Raw genomic sequence first — 19,925 nt, 5'->3', positions numbered from 1 at the left:
TTTTATTAAAACACACTTTCTTCATTAAAACCTGAACCGGCAAAGGATTGCACATCCACTTTCTGAATCTGTAAACGTTCGCACCAATGTTCAAAGCGGTTATGAATATCATCGAGTGCATTGCGTTGTTCGGGTGTTAACTTGGCTGCAACGGCACGACTGATGGTTCTTACGGGCAAGCCCCGCTTTTGTAAAAAATATTTTGCACTCATGGGATAAGCAATATGAATGAGCGGATCAACTTTTGTCAACTCTTCCTGCAACCATTTCACTTCTTCCTGTTTTTCAGGATTTGTTGCATTGTTCACCATCCACACCATTACTTCCGGATAAAAATTACCTGAGATGGATGACATCCCTTTCGCTCCCTGTTGCAGACTGAATGATGCATTCGGTGTATGTGCATCATAAAACTCCATACTGTTATTTGTCTCTTTCAATATCGAAAGCTTTGCTTGCACATTTTCATGTGTAATAGATGTATCCTTATGATAAGTCAAGCGATTTGCTGAAAGTAATTGCCTGAACACATCTGGACTGATAATGCGCTTGTATGGTGCCGGGCATTCATACATGCCCAATGGAATATTACCTGTTGCCTGGAACAGTTGCTCAAAATTTCGCAACAACACATCATCACTATCCTCTTCTTTTGCAAAATGGCCCGTGATCATGATGGCAGCATCAATACCGGTATCATAAATTTTACGAATGAAAAGCGCTTTGTCTGCAATGGTGAGTCCAAATGAACCTGTTGCAACAACAGGCACACGCCCTCTCACCTGTTTTACAATATGTGCAGTTAAATTCAAACGCTCATTTTCAGTGATGCTGAACATTTCGCTGCTGAGACAGTTGGCGAAGAAACCTTTAACACCGGCAGCTAAATAAAATTCGATCAATGTAGTTACCACATCCAGGTCAACCTCTGCTTTGAGATCGTATGGAGTGATCATAACCGGGACAAACTTTTTATCAGGCATAACAACCATTTTTTAAGTGCATAAATGTGCAATCATTCAAACCTTTATAAAATGCTGCATTTAACTATTCTGCTGTACAATTTTACTGTTTTGAGGGCCGGAGTTTGGTTACGAGCAAACCCGTTAGGAAAATGCTCAGCGTTCCTACCACAATGATCATGTTCTTATGTAACGGATTGCGGAGAAATGCATAATCTCCTTCCAATCTGCCGGAGAATGTCATCCATAAGATCACAATTATACCAATAATAACGGCCGTTATTGCTGCGACGTTTTTTGCTTGGCGACTGATAAGCCCCAGCAAAAACAAACCCAGCATACCACCAGCGAAAATGCCACTCAATTCCCACCAAATGTCGAGTAAGCTTTTTGCGCCGATCATTGCTAAACCTGTACACAAGCCAACTACACCAAAAGCGATTGTTGAAACATGCAGCAAGTACAACTTTCGTTTATCCGTAATATCCGGTTTAATATATTTCTGATAAATATCAACAGTGAATACCGTGGCCGATGCATTCATATTGCTGCTGATAGTACTCATGGCAGCAGATAACAATGCCGATACGATCAACCCAACCAAACCTGTTGGAATATTATTCACCATAAAAAACGGTAATACTTTATCGCCATAATCAGCAGCCGTTAAAGATGCGGCGAGTTGTTTTACCTCCGCTGATGTAGCAGCCACACCTAAACGTTCAGCCGCTACCTGCAATTTCACAGGATCAATTAATCCCGGTTGTGTTTGATAAAATGCATACAAGGCTGTGCCGATCACAAAAAATAAAAACGAAGCAGGTACATAGATCCATACACAAAGCCAAACTGATTTACTTGCCTGTTTGGATGTTTGTGCAGTATGATAACGTTGAATATAATTTTGATCCATCCCGAAATTATTCAGGTTGATGAAGAAGCCATAAAACAATACCACCCAAAAAGTTGATTCAGTAAAATTAGGCGAGAAACTTCCCAAGCTTGTTTTGTGATCAGTTGTTGCCACATCAATAATCGTGGAGAACCCACCGGGAATTTCTTTCACCACTAAAAACAAAATCAATAAAGCGCCTAATGTTTTAATGATGCCTTGCGCTACTTCTGTCCAGATCACTGCTTCAATACCGCCAAGCACGGTGTAAATAATAATACAGATGCCCATCACGATCATGATCGATTGCATACTGAAACCGGTGAGTGCCTGCAGACTTAATGCAATACCGAAAAAGATAGAACCCATTCTTGCAAACTGTGTGAGCAAAAAACAAATCACAGTATAGGTTCTTGCCCATGGACCGAATCGCTTTTCTAAATGCGTATAAGCTGATATCTCTCCGGTGTTGCGATAGAACGGCACAAAATATTTTGATGCAAGCCATGCAGCCAATGGCATGGAAATACTGAACACAAACGCATTCCAGTTACTACCGAATGCTTTGCCTGGTACTCCTAAAAAAGTATTGCTGCTTAAAAACGTGGCGTAGATAGAAAGACCAATGGCCCAGCCCGGAATTTTTCCCGATGCTTTGGTAAACTGATCGCTGTTTTTATTCTTGCGTGAAAAATACATGCCAATGCCGATCATGGCAAGCATGTATACGGCAATCACTGCAAGATCAATAAATGGCAAATTGTGCATCGCTATTTTTTTACCGCAGAGACACAAAGGCACAGAGAAAAAATCTTAGTGATCTCTTTGTGTCTCCGTGTCTCTGTGGTTCAATTAATCATCCGTTGTTTTTCCAACAGTCTCTTTCGCTCCCGGCCATTTCTTGTTCACAATTTCTTTCAATTCCAGTTTGCTCGGATCAAGCACCACATGTTTGATCTTTTCTCTTCTCCATGTATAAACAATATGCACCATTCCATCTTTTGTTTGTATCACCGATGGATACGAATACTGACTGATAGGAGAATCTTCCAGTATCAACGCAGCACTCCACACTTTACCATCTTTTGTGATAGCAACATTCAATGGTGTCCGTGGACCTTTGCCATTTACCCATGATGCATTTGGAAGATTATGGTTGTACACCAACAATTGTCTTCCATCTTTCAATGTTACAGCATCTGTTCCTGAATTGTTATTCGGCAATGCAGATGCTTTCATTTCGCTCCATGTTTTGCCACCGTCACTACTCCAGCTTTCGTTGAGCGTGGTGTTGCGGCTGCGACAAAGGATCTGCAAACGACCATCAGAATATTTTAAAATACTTGGTTGAATGGCTTGTAATATTTTCGGATCGTTGATGGCTTCTGTCTTCGTCCATGTTTTGCCGAAATCTTTTGTGAATTCAACATGTGCTTTCCAGCCTGTTTTTTCTGTACTGCTTGGGCAAAGCAAAACTCCATTGATTAATTCAGGTTTGTTTTTGATAGGGCCAAGAAATCCTTCGGGCAAAGCCTCCCGTTCGCTCCATGTGTGACCGTTGTCTTTGCTGCGTTTCATCCAGCCCGTCCAGCCTGCTACATTAGGTCCTATTTTATAAAATAACAACAGTTCACCATTTGGTGCATAAAACAAAACAGGATTGTAAGTAGGATAGCGCAATGTATCATTCATTACACCGTCAGCAACTTTTGCAGGTGCTGTCCATTGGCCGTTCTTGAAATGACTTGTCCAGATGCACACATCTTTGTAGCCTTCTTTTGTACCGCCAAACCATGAAGCAATTAAACCTTCCGGTGTTTCTGCAATAGTAGCAGCATGACTTTCAGGAAAAGATGCCCGATCAAAAATGAATTCATCTTTTACAATTCCTTTTCTGTATTTTTTGCTGCGGATGAACGTGTAATTGCCCGATGCAATTTCAAGCACCACTGCCCCATCATCTTCTTTAATGAATTTAATGTCTTTGCTGTTTACAATAGCTGCTCCGCTTTCTGTAATTTGATCTACACTGTTTGCAGGAATATAAACAGTAGCTGACGTGTTGGCCGGTATGCTGATCTTCCATTCAAATTTATCTACTGAATTATTCCATTCGCTTTTGATCAAACCATGGAAACTATTGTACGATGCTTTTACAAAATCCAAACCTGCAGGCATAGTTGGTTTCATGATGATCTTCTTGAACGCCACATCTGTTTTGTTTGTTCTGATACCCGCAAGATTTTCATAGAACCAGGTGAGCAGATCACCGAGAAGCATTACATGATTCTGGCTGTTCATATTGGGATCGGCGGTGTTACCATTCCACAATTCCCAAATAGTAGTTGCACCATTCTCCGCCATATAACCCCAACTGGGATAAGTTTTGTTTGATGCCATGATATAAGCCAGATCAGGATAACCATACTCCGTTAATCCACGCATGATCCATTGTGAACCAATTAGCCCCGTACTGATATGTCCATGATTTTCCACATGCGTTTTGATCCTGATTTTTTCAAATACTGCTGTTCGTAACGAATCAGGACAAATACCAAAATACAACGGTAACAAGTTTGCAGTAACCGTATTGTTGCTGTATTGTTTCAGTTTTGGATTGTAAAATGTTTCTTGAAATGCGGTACGGATACTATCGCTTAGCGAACCATAATAGGTTGCATCTTCTTTGTTGTTGGTAATATTGGCAAAGCGCTGCATGTATGACAGCAACTTGTAATAGTAAGCCGTTGCAATCAACTTGCCATCCGTTAAACGATTGGTATCTTTTGCATGAATGAGATTCAGGCTTTCAGGTGGCACACACCAGTCACCATATTTATCACGGGTAATAATATAATCCTTCATGTACTTACTCTTCATGTACATCATCCATTTCTTCATGGATGGATAATGTTTTTGAATCGGAGTAATATCACCAAACTGATTGTATAAATTATTGCTGATGAAAATATAGGCTGCTGGCCAAGTCACATCATCACTATAATAATTCCAGAAAGCAGGTGCCACATCGGGAATACTTCCTTCTTCTGTTTGACTGTCTTCAATATCCTGCATCCACTTGGCATAAAGATTTGCATTGTTGAATACATAACTTTCACCTTGTGATCCAACAGTACGATCGCCTAACCAAGGTTGACGTTCGTTACGCTGCGGACAATCAACGGGCATGCCTTTGTAATTTGATGCGATGCCCCACCATGCATTTTTATAAATTGTATTGATCGTTGCATTAGATGTTTGAAATGATCCTGTTGTTTCAATGGCATCATACACTAAGTTTCCTTCAAACTGATTAATAGTTGGTGTGCCTGGAAATGTTGATACCTCCACATAACGGAAACCATTGTACACAAAAGAAGGCTGCCAAATCTCATTGCCTGTTCCTTTCAACGTATAAATATTTGTCACCTTTGCATCTCTCAGGTTTGCTACAAACACTTCACCATTTGATTGTAAGCTTTCTGCAAAACGTAGTGTAACCTTTTCTCCTTTCTTACCATTGATATTTTGCAACTTGATCCATCCTGCAAAATTCTGTCCCATATCAAGGATGTATTTTCCACTGGCAGTTTTTTTAATTGAAACGGGCTTGATGGTTTTCATCACTTTCATGGGTTCGCTCATTTGCGCTACCATTTTTCCTGTGGTTGCTTCCACTAATTCCGGTTGCATCCATTTGCTATCATTAAAGCCAGCATTCGTCCAGCCATTGAATTCTTTTGTTGCATCATATTCTTCGCCATCATATTCATTGTTGGTGCGGATAGGGCCATCCACATTTAATTTCCAGCTTTCATCACTTACCACCGTTTTCTTTGTTCCATCTGCATATTCAATTTCTAACTGCAATAGGAGTTTGGGAAAACCGAATGTATTATGCTTTTGCGTTTTGTAATTCTGACGCATCGTGAAGAAACGACCGTTGCCTAATACTGTTGCAATTGCATTACTTCCTGCTTTGATCAGTGCCGTTACATCATGTGTATTGTAGAAATAAGTCTTGCGATAATCAGTTGGATTAGGCGCTAATACCTGGTCACCGATCTTTTTTCCATTGATGTAGAGTTCGTACATACCCAAACCGGAGAGATAAACAGTTGCCCTTTTTACTGCAGGCTTACTGCTAAATTCTTTGCGCAGGTATCTTGCACTTAACCTGCTCCATTGTGTAATACTATCCCATGCAGAACCTTTATCATAACCGATCCATTTTGCTTTCCATAATTCTGTTGTAAGTCCGGTTGAAAAGAACGCTGTTTGTGTAGCAACAGCTTTCCCTTTATTCGTTTGCACAAACACTTTCCAGTAATAAGTTTTACCCGGCTTCAATTCTGCACCATTGTATTGCACATGCAATGATTGATTGCTGTTGATGTTGCCGGAGTTCCATACATCGCCTTTATTCAGTTGCAGGTTTTGAGCAGAGCTGCTCACCAGTATCTGATAGCTTGTTTGCACAACATTACGTTGGTTGCTTTGCAATTGCCAGCTTAATCTTGGTTTTTTTACATCAATACCCAATGGGTTCAGCAGCATTTCGCAGCGAAGATTACTCACTGTTACCTGTGCAGTTAATTGCTGAACAGAAATAAACAGAACAAGTAAGGTTATAATTCTTTTCATTGTTATTGTGCTGAGAAGTTAAAGTATAAGTTGATGTGCAAAGCCCTCGACGGATCTTTTTCGTAATCGTAAAAAATATTCTTACTACCCATGGGCCCTGTCGTTTCGTTACTTTGTGTTTTACTGCCGATGCTGCTGATGCCCTGCATGAATGAAATATCACCTGATGGGAACAGCGGTTCATAATTATGCCACTGGTCAGTTTTCCATGCAGGTGTAAAGAGTCGAAGGAATAACCCTTCATTTTCTGTTACAACAGTAAAACGATTTGACTTTGTGAAGAAGTAACCTTCGTAAAAATTAGAATGATAACCTTTGAACTCCGGATAGATCCATGGTGCTTCACCTGTTTCGGTATTGTTGTAAGTTTTGCTCCACACTCCGAATTGATTTCCTTTCAAACGGTTTTTCCAGACACGGTAAGGACCATCGCCCATATACGTTACCGATTGAATTTCTTTTTCAGGAAAAGAAAAATTAATACCTGCAAAATTGGTGAAGTAAGCAGCAGGAAAATAATTCACCTGCAACTGCACCCAACCCGAAGGATAGATCGTCCACTTGAGCGTGTTGTAACTTTCTTTTTTATCGTAAGTAGATTCGATGATAAATTTATCGCCGTCATTATATTTCTTTAATCCTTTAAAATTGTTTTCTCCTTCCTGAACTATCGGGCCGTTGTTAAATGGAATAATTCCATTTTTATTTCTAACAGAGGTGAGTATTCCATTTGATTCGTTAAACATTAAAGACACATCTTTCACATTCACCAAAATCATACTAGTATCAGTAACCGGTACATTGATTACTGCATCACCATTTTTTGCAATTATTCTTTCGCAAACGTCCATCGGCGTGCTAAGTGCAAAGCTCCATGTAAACAATTCTCTCTGGAATTTATCTTTTACAGTAATGTAAAGCACATCATAATTTTCCCAGTTTAAAGGCAGGTCAATTTGCAATACACCTTTGGCTGATGGTGCAATGTTTGGCGCAACAGCAGTGCCGCTTTTGTCCTGCACACTGGTAACCCCAAACCGTTTTAGCTTCCAGCTAAAACTGCAGGTGTTGATATTGGTATAACTATACCTGTTTTCAATATTGAATTTTCCATCAAATGCATCGGTAATTTCTTTTCGTTCAAAATGTACCGGGCTCCAAATTTCTTTAATAGTAAAATAACTTCCTTCTTTTTCGTGATGTGGGCCAACGATGCCATCCGCTGCCCTATGCTTATCTGTATCGAGTGAATCGTTTAAATCTTTACGCACAACTGCATTATCTGCTAAGTCCCATAAAAAGCCACCTGCACTTAATGGATTACGCCACATTTTTTCCCAGTAATCTTCCAGCCCTGCACCATGGCCGCCATCAAACCAGCCGTGCAAAAATTCAGTGGGCATTACAATTTCCCTTCCGTATTCGTAATTGCCAATACCATAATTATATTCACGGTAATGTTGTGTTTCCACACCATTAAATAATTGCCAGGGATGTACAACGGGTCTTTTTTGTAAATCCAGTATTTTGAAATATTTATCCAGTTCCAAATTATGCCCGCCTTCATTTCCATTACTCCACATTATCACCGAAGGATGATTGACATCATGGTCAATCATTTCTTTCAACAGCTTCGTCCCTGTTTTTAAATCGTAATTACCATGCCAGCCAGCCAGTTCATCCATCACAAACAAACCAAGTGAATCACACACATCCAAGAAATGATCATCAGGTGGATAATGACTCATCCGCACGGCATTCATGTTCATTTCTTTTATCAGCAACACATCTTCAATACTGATCTGTTTGCTGATAGTTCTTCCTGTTTCTGGACGAAATGCATGACGGTTCACGCCTTTCATTTTCACCTTCACACCGTTTACATAAATACCATCACGCTGTTTTACTTCTACGGTGCGGAAACCAAATTTTTGTGAAACAGTATGAATTGACAAATCCCTATGATAGGTTGTAAAAACAGCTTTATACAAATTCGGTTTTTCAGGACTCCATAATTGTGGATTAGCAATTTTTAAATTGATCTTCCATAATTTCCAATTGTCAATTGTTGGATTATTAATAATTGATTTACTGACTAATTGTCCCTGTCCATTAAAAATAGATACTGCAAGCTTAAATAAAACATCATCACTATTTACATTCAGGCTTGCATGAAACATTCCATTTGCTTTTGCGTCAATAGCAACCTTCTCAATATGCACAGCAGGTAACACCTCCAACCACACCGGACGAAAGATGCCACCGAAAATCCAGAAGTCTGCTTTACGTTCTGCTTCATTCACTGATTGATTGGAAGAATGTTTGGCGACAGTTACTTCCAACAGATTTTCTTTTCCATAATTGAGCAGTTTTGAAATATCATACTTGAATGCATAGAAAGCACCTTGATGTACCTCACCTGCAGATTTACCGTTTACTTTTACTTCTGCATCGGTCATCACACCTTCAAATACGATGTTGATGACTTTACCTTTCCAGTTAGCAGGCGCATTGAAACGATGTTTGTACAAACCCTTTTCTTTTCCACGTACACTGTCTTTTGCAAAACCATAATCGTATTTACCAAAACCCTGCAATTCCCAGCAGCTTGGCACGGCAATCTTTGTCCACTTATTGGCATTCATACCACCGGTGCAGAAGAAATCCCATTGTACAGTTTGATCACTACCTGTTCCGGAGAGATAGACTTTTTCTGTTGCCTGTGAAAAAGAAAACAATGGAACGAAGAGAACCACTAAGACACAAAGAACACAGAGATGCACAAAGGACTTTCTTTGTGCTGCTTTCTGTCTTTGTGTCTTTGTGGCAAATAAACCAATCATAATTTTCCTGTAATTTTTTCCAGCTTCAATGATGAAGCCACTTTCTTTCCATTCACCCACACACTCAATCCTGTTCCTTTTTTATATTTTGTTCCATCCTTATCCCAAATAATGGTAACGATCTTGCCGTGATACAACACATTGTCAAGGCAAAACCAATTCCATTTGTTATCGGGCAGCAATGGATTTACTTCAATCGTATTATCAGCTCTTGGGCGAAGACCAACCAGCCCGCTGATGATGAGATCATTGAATGTGGAATGATTGTAATAACGGCTACGCTCTTCGTCACCCTTTAACCAATAACCGGTTTTCTCATCAAGATATTCACCAATGTATGGACGGCCACGATAGTATTGCGATTCAACATAAGTATTCAACAAGCTGAAGTAGTTACTATCGGCCACATAGTCCTGTTTGTAATTATTCAACAGGTTGGCCATGCCTGTTAATGTTTGTGCTGTTGCAAAAGGCCACACTGCACCATCCCATTCGCACTTGCAACAACCGTGTGTACGGAACTCCGGATGACTGCGATCGGCAGTTGTAATACCGAAAGGTGCACAGAAAGTTTTTGTATCCATCAAACTTCTCCATGCAACGTTGTACGTATTATCAGGCATATTGAAATACCATGGAATAAAACCGATCTCTTCTTTCACATTCGACAGAGTATCTCCTTTCTCTTTCTTCACTTCAAAAAACTGATGCTGCGGATGCCAGAGCAATTGTTGGGTAAGCTGTTTGATAGAATCAGCTTTACGATTATAAACCTGTGCGTTTGTTTGATCGCCGCTTAATTGTGCAATTGCAGATAATGCTTTTGCATTACCAAACATATATCCATTAATAGATGGTCGTGGATTCTTTTCTGTTCTTCCACCACTGATCGTTTCTTCCATGGCATCACGTACATCAAACTGCCAGAACAAACCATTCGCCGCTTTCTTTTCCTGCTCCCATGCTGCATAATCTTCTTTCAGATCGGGAAGCATATTCAGCAAAAACTGTTTATCAGCATTTACGAGATAGCGATTATAGATCGCATCAATATTCCAACTGCTGTAAAAACGCAAACGCTTCAACGGCTTTCCATCATTTGCCCGATACCATACATGCAGGTTGTTATCCATGTAGGTTTTATCGTGCAGCCATCTTGATTCGTAAATATGATGACCAAGTCCGCTGGAGATGAGATTGTATTTATCGGCATAACTACGTTGGATCAAAAACTCCGTAAACACAAATCCCTTTTCTGTTTTCTTAATGTGTTTGCGTAATGTCCACCATCGATAGTAAAAGATCTCTTCAAAATTCTGCTGCGGACATTCAAACAATGGGATATTTTTTTTCATCCACTCCCAGCTTTTTGCGTTGGGAATGGCTTGTTCAATATTCGGTTCTTCCATTTTGTTGAAATAATCAACATAATGTTTGAACTGATCCTGTTTTAATACAAGTGGTTTCAGTTGTGCAAATGAAGGCTGAACCAAAGAGGCACAAAGAACACAGAGAACTACAATATATTTTATGGCCTTCTTCATTAGTTGTTTATTTCATTTTGCCAACCTGCATAGCCTTTATTTACATTTGAAAGATCAGCTTGTGGCAGATTATTCTTTTTGTTTGCATTTAATTTTTTCAGCGCTTCAATACTTTTATAAACACCTGTTTGCAAGCCTGCGAGGTATGCTGCTCCCAATGCAGACACATCCGGCATTCCAATAGTTGCAACATTTTTGTTTAACAGATCAGTTAAAAACTGAATAACAAAAGTATTGGAAGTAATACCGCCATCAGCATTCAGTTCCTGTAATGAAACGCCTGCATCTTTTTCCATTGCAACAATTACATCCTTGATCTGGTAAGGAATTGATTCGAGCGCAGCTCTCACGATATGATTCTTTGTTGTGCCAAAGCTAATGCCTGTAAGAGATGCCCTGCGTTCCATATCCCAATGAGGCGAACCTAATCCACTGAAAGCGGGTATCAAATAAACGCCGCCATTATCAGCAACCGAAGTTGCCATTGCCTCCGTCTCTTTGCTATCAGTAAATAAATTCATTTCATTTTTCAGCCATTCTATGGTAGCACCACAGCTGACAATTACACCTTCGAAGGCATAATCAATTCTGCCATTTGCGCTCCAGCAAACAGTCGTAACCATTCCATTATTCGATTGCACAGGTTTGTCGCCGATATTCATTAAAATACTGCAACCTGTTCCCAGTGTTGCTTTAGCGGTTCCTTTTTCAAAACAGCCTTCACCAAATGCTGCTGCATGTGAATCGCCGATCATTGCAGTAACTGGAATATTTTTCTCCAATAGCCCGGCAAGATCCGTTTCAGCAAATAATGCAGACGATGATTTTATTTCGGGCAGATGAATACCTGTCAGACCAAATTTATTTATCAACTCTGCATCCCATTGCAAACTGTGCAGATTAAATAATAATGTACGGGAAGCGTTGGTATAATCTGTGGCATAAGATTGTCCATTGGTTAATTTATACAGCAACCATGTATCAATCGTACCAAAATAAGCTTCACCTTTTTGAATGGCTTCTCTAACAGCAGTATTATTTTGAAACAGCCATATCAGTTTTGTAGCAGAGAAATAAGGATCGATCACCAATCCTGTTTTCTCATTGACAGATTTTGATAGCCCGCTTTGTTTTAACTCTTCGCAGATCTGAACAGAGCGTTTGCATTGCCAGACCACAGCATGGTGCAACGGCTTTCCGTTCTTATCCCATATAACAAATGTTTCCCGTTGATTAGAGATTCCAACAGCAGCTATCTCATTTTGATCAAATCCTTTTTCTGCAAACTGATCCAAACATTTTTTTACAGATGCCAATACATTCTGATAGATCACTTCGGGTTCCTGTTCTACAAAGCCATTGTCTGAATAATGTGTATACAAATTCTCTGAGCCTTTGGCAATAGCCTGCCCTTTCCCATCAAATACCAATGATTTGGTAGAGCTTGTGCCCTGATCAACTGCCAATATAAATTTCTGACTACTCATCTCTTTGTTCGACATTTTAACACGGAGATCCCACAGTTTTTTTCACTGATATCAAAAAGAAACTCTGTGCCTTTGTGTTCTCTGTGGTTAAACTTTCAACAAGTTCGTTACTTCATCAGCAATTCCATCTTCACTTATTCCGTAATGTTTAAATATATCCAACTGCGGACCTGTAACTGTGTACTCATCCGGTATGCCCATGATCTTAAATGGTTTTGCATATCCTTTCTGCAACATGTACGAAGCACAGGCTTCACCTAATCCACCATATACACTATGTTCTTCTACTGTAACAATTGCATTGCATGTGTCAGCCAGTTTCGATAACAACTCTGTATCTAATGGTTTGATGGTATGCATGCTTACTACAGTTGCTGCAATTCCATTTGCTTTTAATTTGCCCGCTGCTTTTACAGCAGGGTAAACGGTTTCACCATTGGCAATGATGGCTACATCGGTTCCTTCTGTTATTACACGACCTTTACCAAAAACAAAACCATCGCTGTTATCTTCTTTCAATGATGGCATTACACGTTTGCCGAAACGCAGGTAAACAGGATGTTTGCTTTCTGCCGCCAACTCAGTAGCTTTCTGTGTTTCGAAATTATCGGCAGGTGCAACAATGATGATATTGTTGATGGCACGTAATACTGCAAAATCGTGAAGGCTATGATGTGTGCTTCCCAATGCGCCATAACTTACTCCTGCGCTGATCCCAACTACTGTTGCAGGGTTATCACTGTAGCAGATATCATTCTTGATCTGCTCCAATGCACGTGCTGTTAAGAAACAAGCAGGTGATACGGCAAATACTTTTTTATCGCATGATGCAAGCCCGGCTGCTACACCTACCAGGTTTTGTTCAGCAATACCTACTTCTACAATTTGCTTTGGAAAACTTTTTCCAAACGGCACGAGTTTACCTGAACCTCTTGAATCACTTGTTACTGCAATGATGTTCTTATCTGTTGCAGCCAGTCGTTGCAAGGTTTCAGAAAAAACATCCTGGTTTGGTTTATCTCCTCCTGCCGGTATAATGATTTGTTCAGCCATATTCTATTTTTCTTTCGCTTTTTATTAAGCTGTGACTTCTGCAAGACTTTTATCTAATTCGTTCATTGCCTGTTCGTATTGTTCTTTGTTAGGTACGCCATGGTGCCACTTCAATTCATTCTCCATAAAGCTTACCCCTTTCCCTTTGGTGGTGTTCGCAATAATTACGGATGGCTTTCCTTTTTCAAAAGGCAATGAATCAAACACAGCTTTCAGTTCGTCAATATCATTGCCGTTCACGATTTTTACTGACCATCCAAATGCTTCCCATTTTTTATCCAGCGGATCAGTATTCATCACATCAGCTGTTGCTGCAGTGATCTGCAAACTGTTTTTATCTACAATGGCACATAAATTATCAAGCTTGTAATGCGATGCACTTAATGCAGCTTCCCAGTTGCTACCCTCGGGTAATTCACCATCGCCCATCAACGTGAATACACGAAAATCTTTATTATCCAATTTTGCTGCAATGGCTGTTCCCACACAAATCGGCAAACCATGACCCAACGCACCGGTGTTCTGTTCAACACCTTTTACTTTTTTGGTTGGATGACCGATATAATGTGATTTATATTTACACAGGGTGTTCAGATCTTCCTCAGGAAAGAAACCCTGGTCAGCCAACACAACAAACAATGCTTCCACACAATGACCTTTACTTTGTACATAACGGTCACGATCGGGCGAAGAAAAGTTTTGTGGCGACACATTCAACACATGATTGTACAACACATTCAAAATATCCGTGCAGGATAAACTGCCGCCGGTATGGCCGGCATTGGCACCAACGATATACTTCAGAATTTTTTTCCTGTAGTTGATGGATTTAATTTTTAATTCTTCTGTTGTCATTCTGTTATTCATTCAATTAATGCACATAAGTTTCCCAACCCAAATAATTTTCAAACGATTCTTTTAAGATGCCTGCAGTTTTGCTGGCATTCATCACCACATGATGTTCGAAACCATTGCGGCATACATAGTTCATTAACTCTTGCAGGTTGTTGATCTGGGCAACGGCACGATTACCGAATGTATTAAGTGCATCGTTTGTTAATTCCCCTTCCCCAACATAAGCCTTGATGACGCCTTTGCAATCATCTGTACTTATGCGACCATAGGTTAATGGCATTGCCGGTGTGCGGCCATCCAATGCGCCATACGTATTTTCAGTACCAACACTTGTACCTAAGATGGGTGCCGTGCTGATGCTGATGTCGGGCAAAAATGACTTAGCCCAGTTACCGCAATGGAACAACACACATTTGGTATCATCATCAGCATAGTTGTTATTCCAGTCAACCAATGCAGATGGCGAACCGCTTGCTAATTGCATGGCGTACATGCTGAGTGTTCCTGTTACATCCACCTCGCAGGCAGAAGGCAACATGTTTTCACTCATCATACTCATACTGGTACACACATTACAACCGTAGTTTTTCTGAATAGATGTCCAGCACTGAATAGCAGTAGCATCCAGGCTGTTCTCTTCCATAAAATCTGCAAGTACCACATCAAGCTTTGCGATCTGTACTAATTTATCAGGTGGCGTTAACCCTGTGTTGGTGTAAGCATGAATTTTCTCCAGCTTTTCTTTTACTGATTTATCATCAGCCGTTAATTTATTGGCATTGCCTAAAATTTCAGAGAGATCAACAGTTGTAACTGAAATACCATTGCGCTGCAATAATTTTTCGCTGTAACGAACCGTATTAAATGCGGTAGGTCTTGCACCTACTGCACCAATGCGAACTTTGCGCAAACCATTTACCACACGGCATGTAGCAGTGAAGTTTTTCAGATCAGTGATAAACGAATCGTCTTTGGGACTTACCACATGTTTTGTTGTAAGCGAATATTTTATCCCATACTGGTATAAGTTATTGCACACAGAAATCTTTCCGCACCATGCATCACGACGATTTACTACATCCATTTTTCCAAGATCATCAGGATAGCCTTGTATTAATACCGGCACATTCAATCCTGACAGCTTGATCGTTTCCGCCACACCTTTTTCGTCGCCGAAGTTTGGCAACACTACCAGAATGCCATCAATATCATCAGCATGCTTTTTAAATAAGGCTGCACATTTTTGTGCTTCCGCAAATGTTTCTACGCCACCAAGTTTTGAATCAGCATCGCTTAACAAAACGGGCGTGATGTTTAGTAGCTTAAACAGGTCAAGTATTTCTGTTCTTGCTTCGGCTACCAATTTATCCGGGAAGAAATCACGGTTCCCAATGATAATGCCGAGTGTAGTGTTTGTTTTTAGTGACATAATATTTAGAGTGATTTTGTTTTTAAGTAATGAATTTGATAAAGCGCTTCTTTATCTTTTCCGTTTGCACCCGGCAGATCATAATCCTGGTCTGTTGGTGTATCAGCATTTGGGAAACGACGTACCGCACCTGTTCTGAACAACAAACGTTCTACTGATTCAACCGGTTGGAAAAAGAGATTCAGATTAGGTTTACCATTATTGATCGTGACAGTATAGAAACGTGTTGTTGTATTTAAGTCAATTTTGATGTTGAGTTGCTCGCCTGCAGTGTATTTACCCAGACTCTTATTACGATAACCCTGCTTGGTTAAAATACTGCCTGTTGAATCAAGCATTAAGCGAAGAGTAGCAGTTCCTTTTTTATCAAGCAATTCAATTTCTAAATTCCCAGTGTTGGATTGTTGTGCTGTTACCGAAAATTCAACTACCAGGTTCTTCGATTCAGGAAAAATGCGTTCAAGTTTTGCATAATCGAACGGATCGCTGTCGTGCAAGGCAATTACTTTCTGATTGTTGATAGTTTCTACATTCACCCTGCACCAAAGTGGGCTATAAATATTCCATTCATTCAGTTCTTTGCCTTCAGTCATGTTGTTGAATACATCATTTACATGTGCTGCTACTTTGTTTTTTACAGGAACAGGAACACGACTCACCCACATATCTTCTTTGTTCATGCTATAAGTCACCCACATATTGTTATCGGCAGGTTTTCCATCCATTTCCTGAATACCACGTACATACTGCGGACCGTAACTCTTGTATGCACCTCCGTAACGCATGTAAGTGATCTCGCCATTTACCAACAGAAGATTCTCATACTTCAAGCCGTCATCACTCACACTAACGGCCAAAGGCCAGCGAAATTCAGAAGGGTTGTAAACTGTTGCATATTTCCCATCGCTGGTACGCTGTCCCCATATTTTCGCATTGGAGTTTACAAAACCCGGTGCTCTTGTTGGATTGTATTGCCAGGTTTTTCCTTCGTCTTTCGAAATGCTTGTTAATGCCGACTTCCAGAGTCCTACTACATTTCCATTTGGCAAATGATAATAATTGAACGCCTTGAAATCTTTCTGCAAAGGAATCAAAGGATCGTTACGGTCGCCTTCCTCTACCGTCTGCATCATCAGCAAAGGCGTGTTCAGAATTTCATCACATGCTGCAACAAAGCCCATGTCTTTTGATGATTTATAAAACGGATAATTTGTATTCTTTTCGTTGAAGGAATGATTATATCGTAAAAAATAGATCGGCCCGAATGAACCATCTGCCTTTATTTCCCTGATCACACGACCAATTCCATTGCCATCATTGGGATCATCTTTTTGTCCCAATGCAATTCCATAAAACGCCAATGCAAATAATCGTTTTGACTTAGATGTGTAAAAACCAAAGCGTTGATGCATCACAGCATAGCTATTCTTTGCAGTATCCGTCTTGCCTTCTTTTACAAAACCATCCGGTATTTTATATGGAGGAAAAATTACTACAGGATAAGTCCAGTTGTAACCATCTTTTGATGTTTGCAATAATGTTTGACCCGGAGGGATATGTTCGCCAACAGGATCGCTTAGATATTCCAAATAGAAAGTGTTATTCCAGTAAGCCAGCATAGGTGCATGATTATATGTCCATGAAGTGGCTGCTGTATCTGCACGGTTGGCTCTCATCGTTTGAATATTATGCACACCTACTACAGGCGATAATTGCCCGTGATGATAATCGACGTTAGACAAAGTTGTACCAGTATAGCGAACGGTATCTTGCGCAAGCAAGTCCCCATCCCCTAAAGGAGTGAAGAAAATAACACTACTAACCAAAATGTTCTTTACAATCAATTTCATGTTCACTGCTTATTCTTTAGTAACTTTTTTATCACTCTCTTCTTCACCGGTACAATCGTTCCATGCTTATGCCCTTCCGGTACTTTTACTTTCGTCGTTACATTTTCAAACTTTACAAAGTCTTTCGTTGCAACCGCTTCATAAATTTTCTTTCGGTACGAATCGAAATAGATCAGCCACTCATCTTTCAACTTTACCACCGATGGACCTTCGGTGAAATTGTCGGAAAATGGTTTTGAAATATTTTTCCATGGACCAAGCGCTGAAGTGCCGAATGCCACTTTAAGATTCCGCTCAGGTCTTGTATTATCTTTCAGCACCAGCACATAATCATCTTTCTTTCGTTTCACGATCACAGCATCAATAACGCTGAACTTTGGATCGATAAATAGTTTTGTATCACTAAACGTTTTAAAATCAGGCGTTGTAGTTACATACATGCGGTGATTGTTACTATCTTCTTCAATGCCTTGTTCAAATCTTCCTGGAATACAGCTGGCCCAGATGATAATGTATTGCCTTGCTTCATCATCATAAAATAATTCAGGCGCCCATACATTCACCGTTGTTGGCTCGTTCTTCATCACGTTGATGAATTGCTGATCGCTCCAATGCAACAGATCTTTCGATGAAGCATAACCAAAACCAGGATCGCCACGCCAGCTGCTCGTCCACACCAAATGAAATACACCATCCGGCCCCTGCAGCATGCTTGGGTCACGCATCACTTTCTGATTACCCACTTTCGGTTGTAAAAGAACTGTATCAAGATCCGTCCAGTTTTTTCCATCATAACTGTACAACATCCGTAAACCTGCGTCGGCAGGTTCATGAAAGGATGTGAACAGATAGGCCTTGCTTGAACAGGAAACAAGCAGAATGAGTATTGAACAATAAATGATGAATACTTTTAAACGCATACTTCTATTTTTCCAAAATCAATATCCAATCGTTACCATCTTTCTGTTCACCGGGAGGATCAAAATTTGTTGTGCCTTTTTTATACCCTTGAACCGGCTGCTGCTTACCTGTAGACGGATTAAACCAGATTGCTTTTGTCGCCACAAACTTCAGATTCGATGCATCTATTTTAAAATCTCTTCCATTATAAACATAGAACATCGCATAGTTTGTTCCTTTCGTTGCAGCAACACGGTTGTAACGTTCGCCACTATCAACAACTAATTCCTGTGCAGGCACCCGATCGAAATACGATTTACTCAACATGAGTTTTTTCAAATGAACCATTTGTGTTGCACCAGGTGATAACAATGCCTGCTTCCAGTTCATGGTTACACCATAATTAGCTGTCCAGTCGCCCATTTTATTGAATTGCATGGTTGCATTTTCGCCATAGGTAAAACCTGCACCACCGGCAAACACACTCCAGTATGCATAACGACGCAAGTCTGCATCTGTCCAGCGTGGTTGCAAACTATCGTGCAAACCATGTGGAATATTTTCATAAGAAGGCTCACCATCCAATGTTGGCTTCACCGGTTTCAATTTATAATCTATATCAACGAACTTCCAGTTGTCTTCCCCATAATGATTGGTCTCGTTACTACTGGTATCCTGTGCGTAATCTTTATGTCCACTTTGAAACATATTGAAATCTAACCATGCTTCGTTATGAAACCAATCACTTGAAGATGTTCTGCCACGTGGATGATAAGTGAGTAAATGTTTTGGATCTAATTTTTTTAAGGTTGGACCAATCACTTTCCAAACATCCATTCCTTCTGTTCCCTTTACATCACCACCATTGAGCCAGATGATGTTTGTTTTGTTTTTATAACGATTGGATAAGAATTTTGCATAAGCGTCTCCTTGTTGTGCATTTACTTTTCCGCCTTTTACATTACTGCCCCACACAGGAACCATTGCCATATAAATGCCTCGCTTCGCAGCTTCACTCACTATAAAATCAACATGATCCCAATAATCGTAAGCTGTTGTATCCGCAAAATTATTTCCTCGTGTAACATTAGGCTTCGATGCATCTTCATTGATCAACGCATAATCACCGTATACATTCTTTGTATTGTTCATGTCATGCAGCACCATTACCTGTACGACATTAAAGCCTTGCTGTTTTCTTGTTTCGAGATAATGGATGGCATCTTCACGACTGCACTTTACAAACAGTAGCCAGCCTGTATCTCCGATCCAGAAAAAAGGTTTACCATCTATTGTTTGAAAGAAACGTTTATTGGCGGAAACTTTTAATTGCTGTACTTGTGCCTGAGCCTGAATACAAAATAAGAAATTGATAATGGTAAGAATTACCATTCGTGGAGCCCAAGCATATCGTTGTAAGAGAGTCTTCATCTTTAAATAAAATCTGTCTGACTTGAAAAATCAGC

Annotated in this window: 12 protein-coding genes; all 12 read right to left on the bottom strand. The window is 40.1% G+C overall.

Features of this window, described 5'->3' with window-relative positions:
• Positions 1–5: 5 nt before the first annotated feature.
• Complete coding sequence (locus WG954_RS11060) at positions 6–983, bottom strand: dihydrodipicolinate synthase family protein (RefSeq protein WP_340436423.1); 978 nt, start codon at positions 981–983, stop codon at positions 6–8.
• 82 nt (positions 984–1,065) lie between these two features.
• Positions 1,066–2,622 (bottom strand): sodium:solute symporter family protein, encoded by a 1,557-nt coding sequence (locus WG954_RS11055; protein ID WP_340436421.1) that lies wholly within the window; start codon positions 2,620–2,622, stop codon positions 1,066–1,068.
• An 84-nt stretch (positions 2,623–2,706) separates the two neighbouring features.
• Positions 2,707–6,498 carry a family 78 glycoside hydrolase catalytic domain gene (locus WG954_RS11050; RefSeq protein WP_340436420.1) on the bottom strand — a complete coding sequence of 1,264 codons (3,792 nt, stop codon included), beginning with the start codon at positions 6,496–6,498 and terminating at the stop codon, positions 2,707–2,709.
• 2 nt (positions 6,499–6,500) lie between these two features.
• Positions 6,501–9,341 carry a glycoside hydrolase family 2 protein gene (locus WG954_RS11045; protein ID WP_340436419.1) on the bottom strand — a complete coding sequence of 947 codons (2,841 nt, stop codon included), beginning with the start codon at positions 9,339–9,341 and terminating at the stop codon, positions 6,501–6,503.
• On the bottom strand, positions 9,338–10,885 hold the full coding sequence (locus WG954_RS11040; protein WP_340436417.1) for an MGH1-like glycoside hydrolase domain-containing protein: 1,548 nt from the start codon (positions 10,883–10,885) through the stop codon (positions 9,338–9,340). The genes WG954_RS11045 and WG954_RS11040 overlap by 4 nt, the downstream gene beginning before the upstream one ends.
• Positions 10,885–12,372, bottom strand: coding sequence for an FGGY family carbohydrate kinase (locus WG954_RS11035; RefSeq protein ID WP_340436414.1), 1,488 nt, complete (start codon positions 12,370–12,372; stop codon positions 10,885–10,887). The genes WG954_RS11040 and WG954_RS11035 overlap by 1 nt, the downstream gene beginning before the upstream one ends.
• An 87-nt stretch (positions 12,373–12,459) precedes the next feature.
• Positions 12,460–13,425, bottom strand: a complete 966-nt coding sequence (locus tag WG954_RS11030; protein ID WP_340436412.1) for a transketolase family protein — start codon at positions 13,423–13,425, stop codon at positions 12,460–12,462.
• 24 nt (positions 13,426–13,449) lie between these two features.
• Entirely contained in the window at positions 13,450–14,292 is an 843-nt protein-coding gene (locus tag WG954_RS11025; RefSeq protein WP_340436410.1) for a transketolase, read from the bottom strand.
• Between the two features lie 4 nt (positions 14,293–14,296).
• Complete coding sequence (locus WG954_RS11020; protein WP_340436408.1) at positions 14,297–15,709, bottom strand: L-fucose/L-arabinose isomerase family protein; 1,413 nt, start codon at positions 15,707–15,709, stop codon at positions 14,297–14,299.
• A 5-nt stretch (positions 15,710–15,714) separates the two neighbouring features.
• Positions 15,715–17,559 carry an exo-alpha-sialidase gene (locus WG954_RS11015; protein WP_340436406.1) on the bottom strand — a complete coding sequence of 615 codons (1,845 nt, stop codon included), beginning with the start codon at positions 17,557–17,559 and terminating at the stop codon, positions 15,715–15,717.
• Positions 17,560–17,561: 2 nt separating this feature from the next.
• On the bottom strand, positions 17,562–18,479 hold the full coding sequence (locus tag WG954_RS11010; RefSeq protein ID WP_340436404.1) for a glycoside hydrolase family 43 protein: 918 nt from the start codon (positions 18,477–18,479) through the stop codon (positions 17,562–17,564).
• A gap of 4 nt (positions 18,480–18,483) precedes the next feature.
• Entirely contained in the window at positions 18,484–19,890 is a 1,407-nt protein-coding gene (locus WG954_RS11005) for a glycoside hydrolase family 140 protein (RefSeq protein ID WP_340436402.1), read from the bottom strand.
• Positions 19,891–19,925 lie beyond the last annotated feature (35 nt).

Origin of the sequence: Lacibacter sp. H375, from assembly GCF_037892425.1 — a bacterium.
In the GTDB taxonomy this organism is placed as follows: Bacteria; Bacteroidota; Bacteroidia; order Chitinophagales; family Chitinophagaceae; genus Lacibacter.
This window is presented reverse-complemented; position numbering and strand designations above follow the sequence as displayed.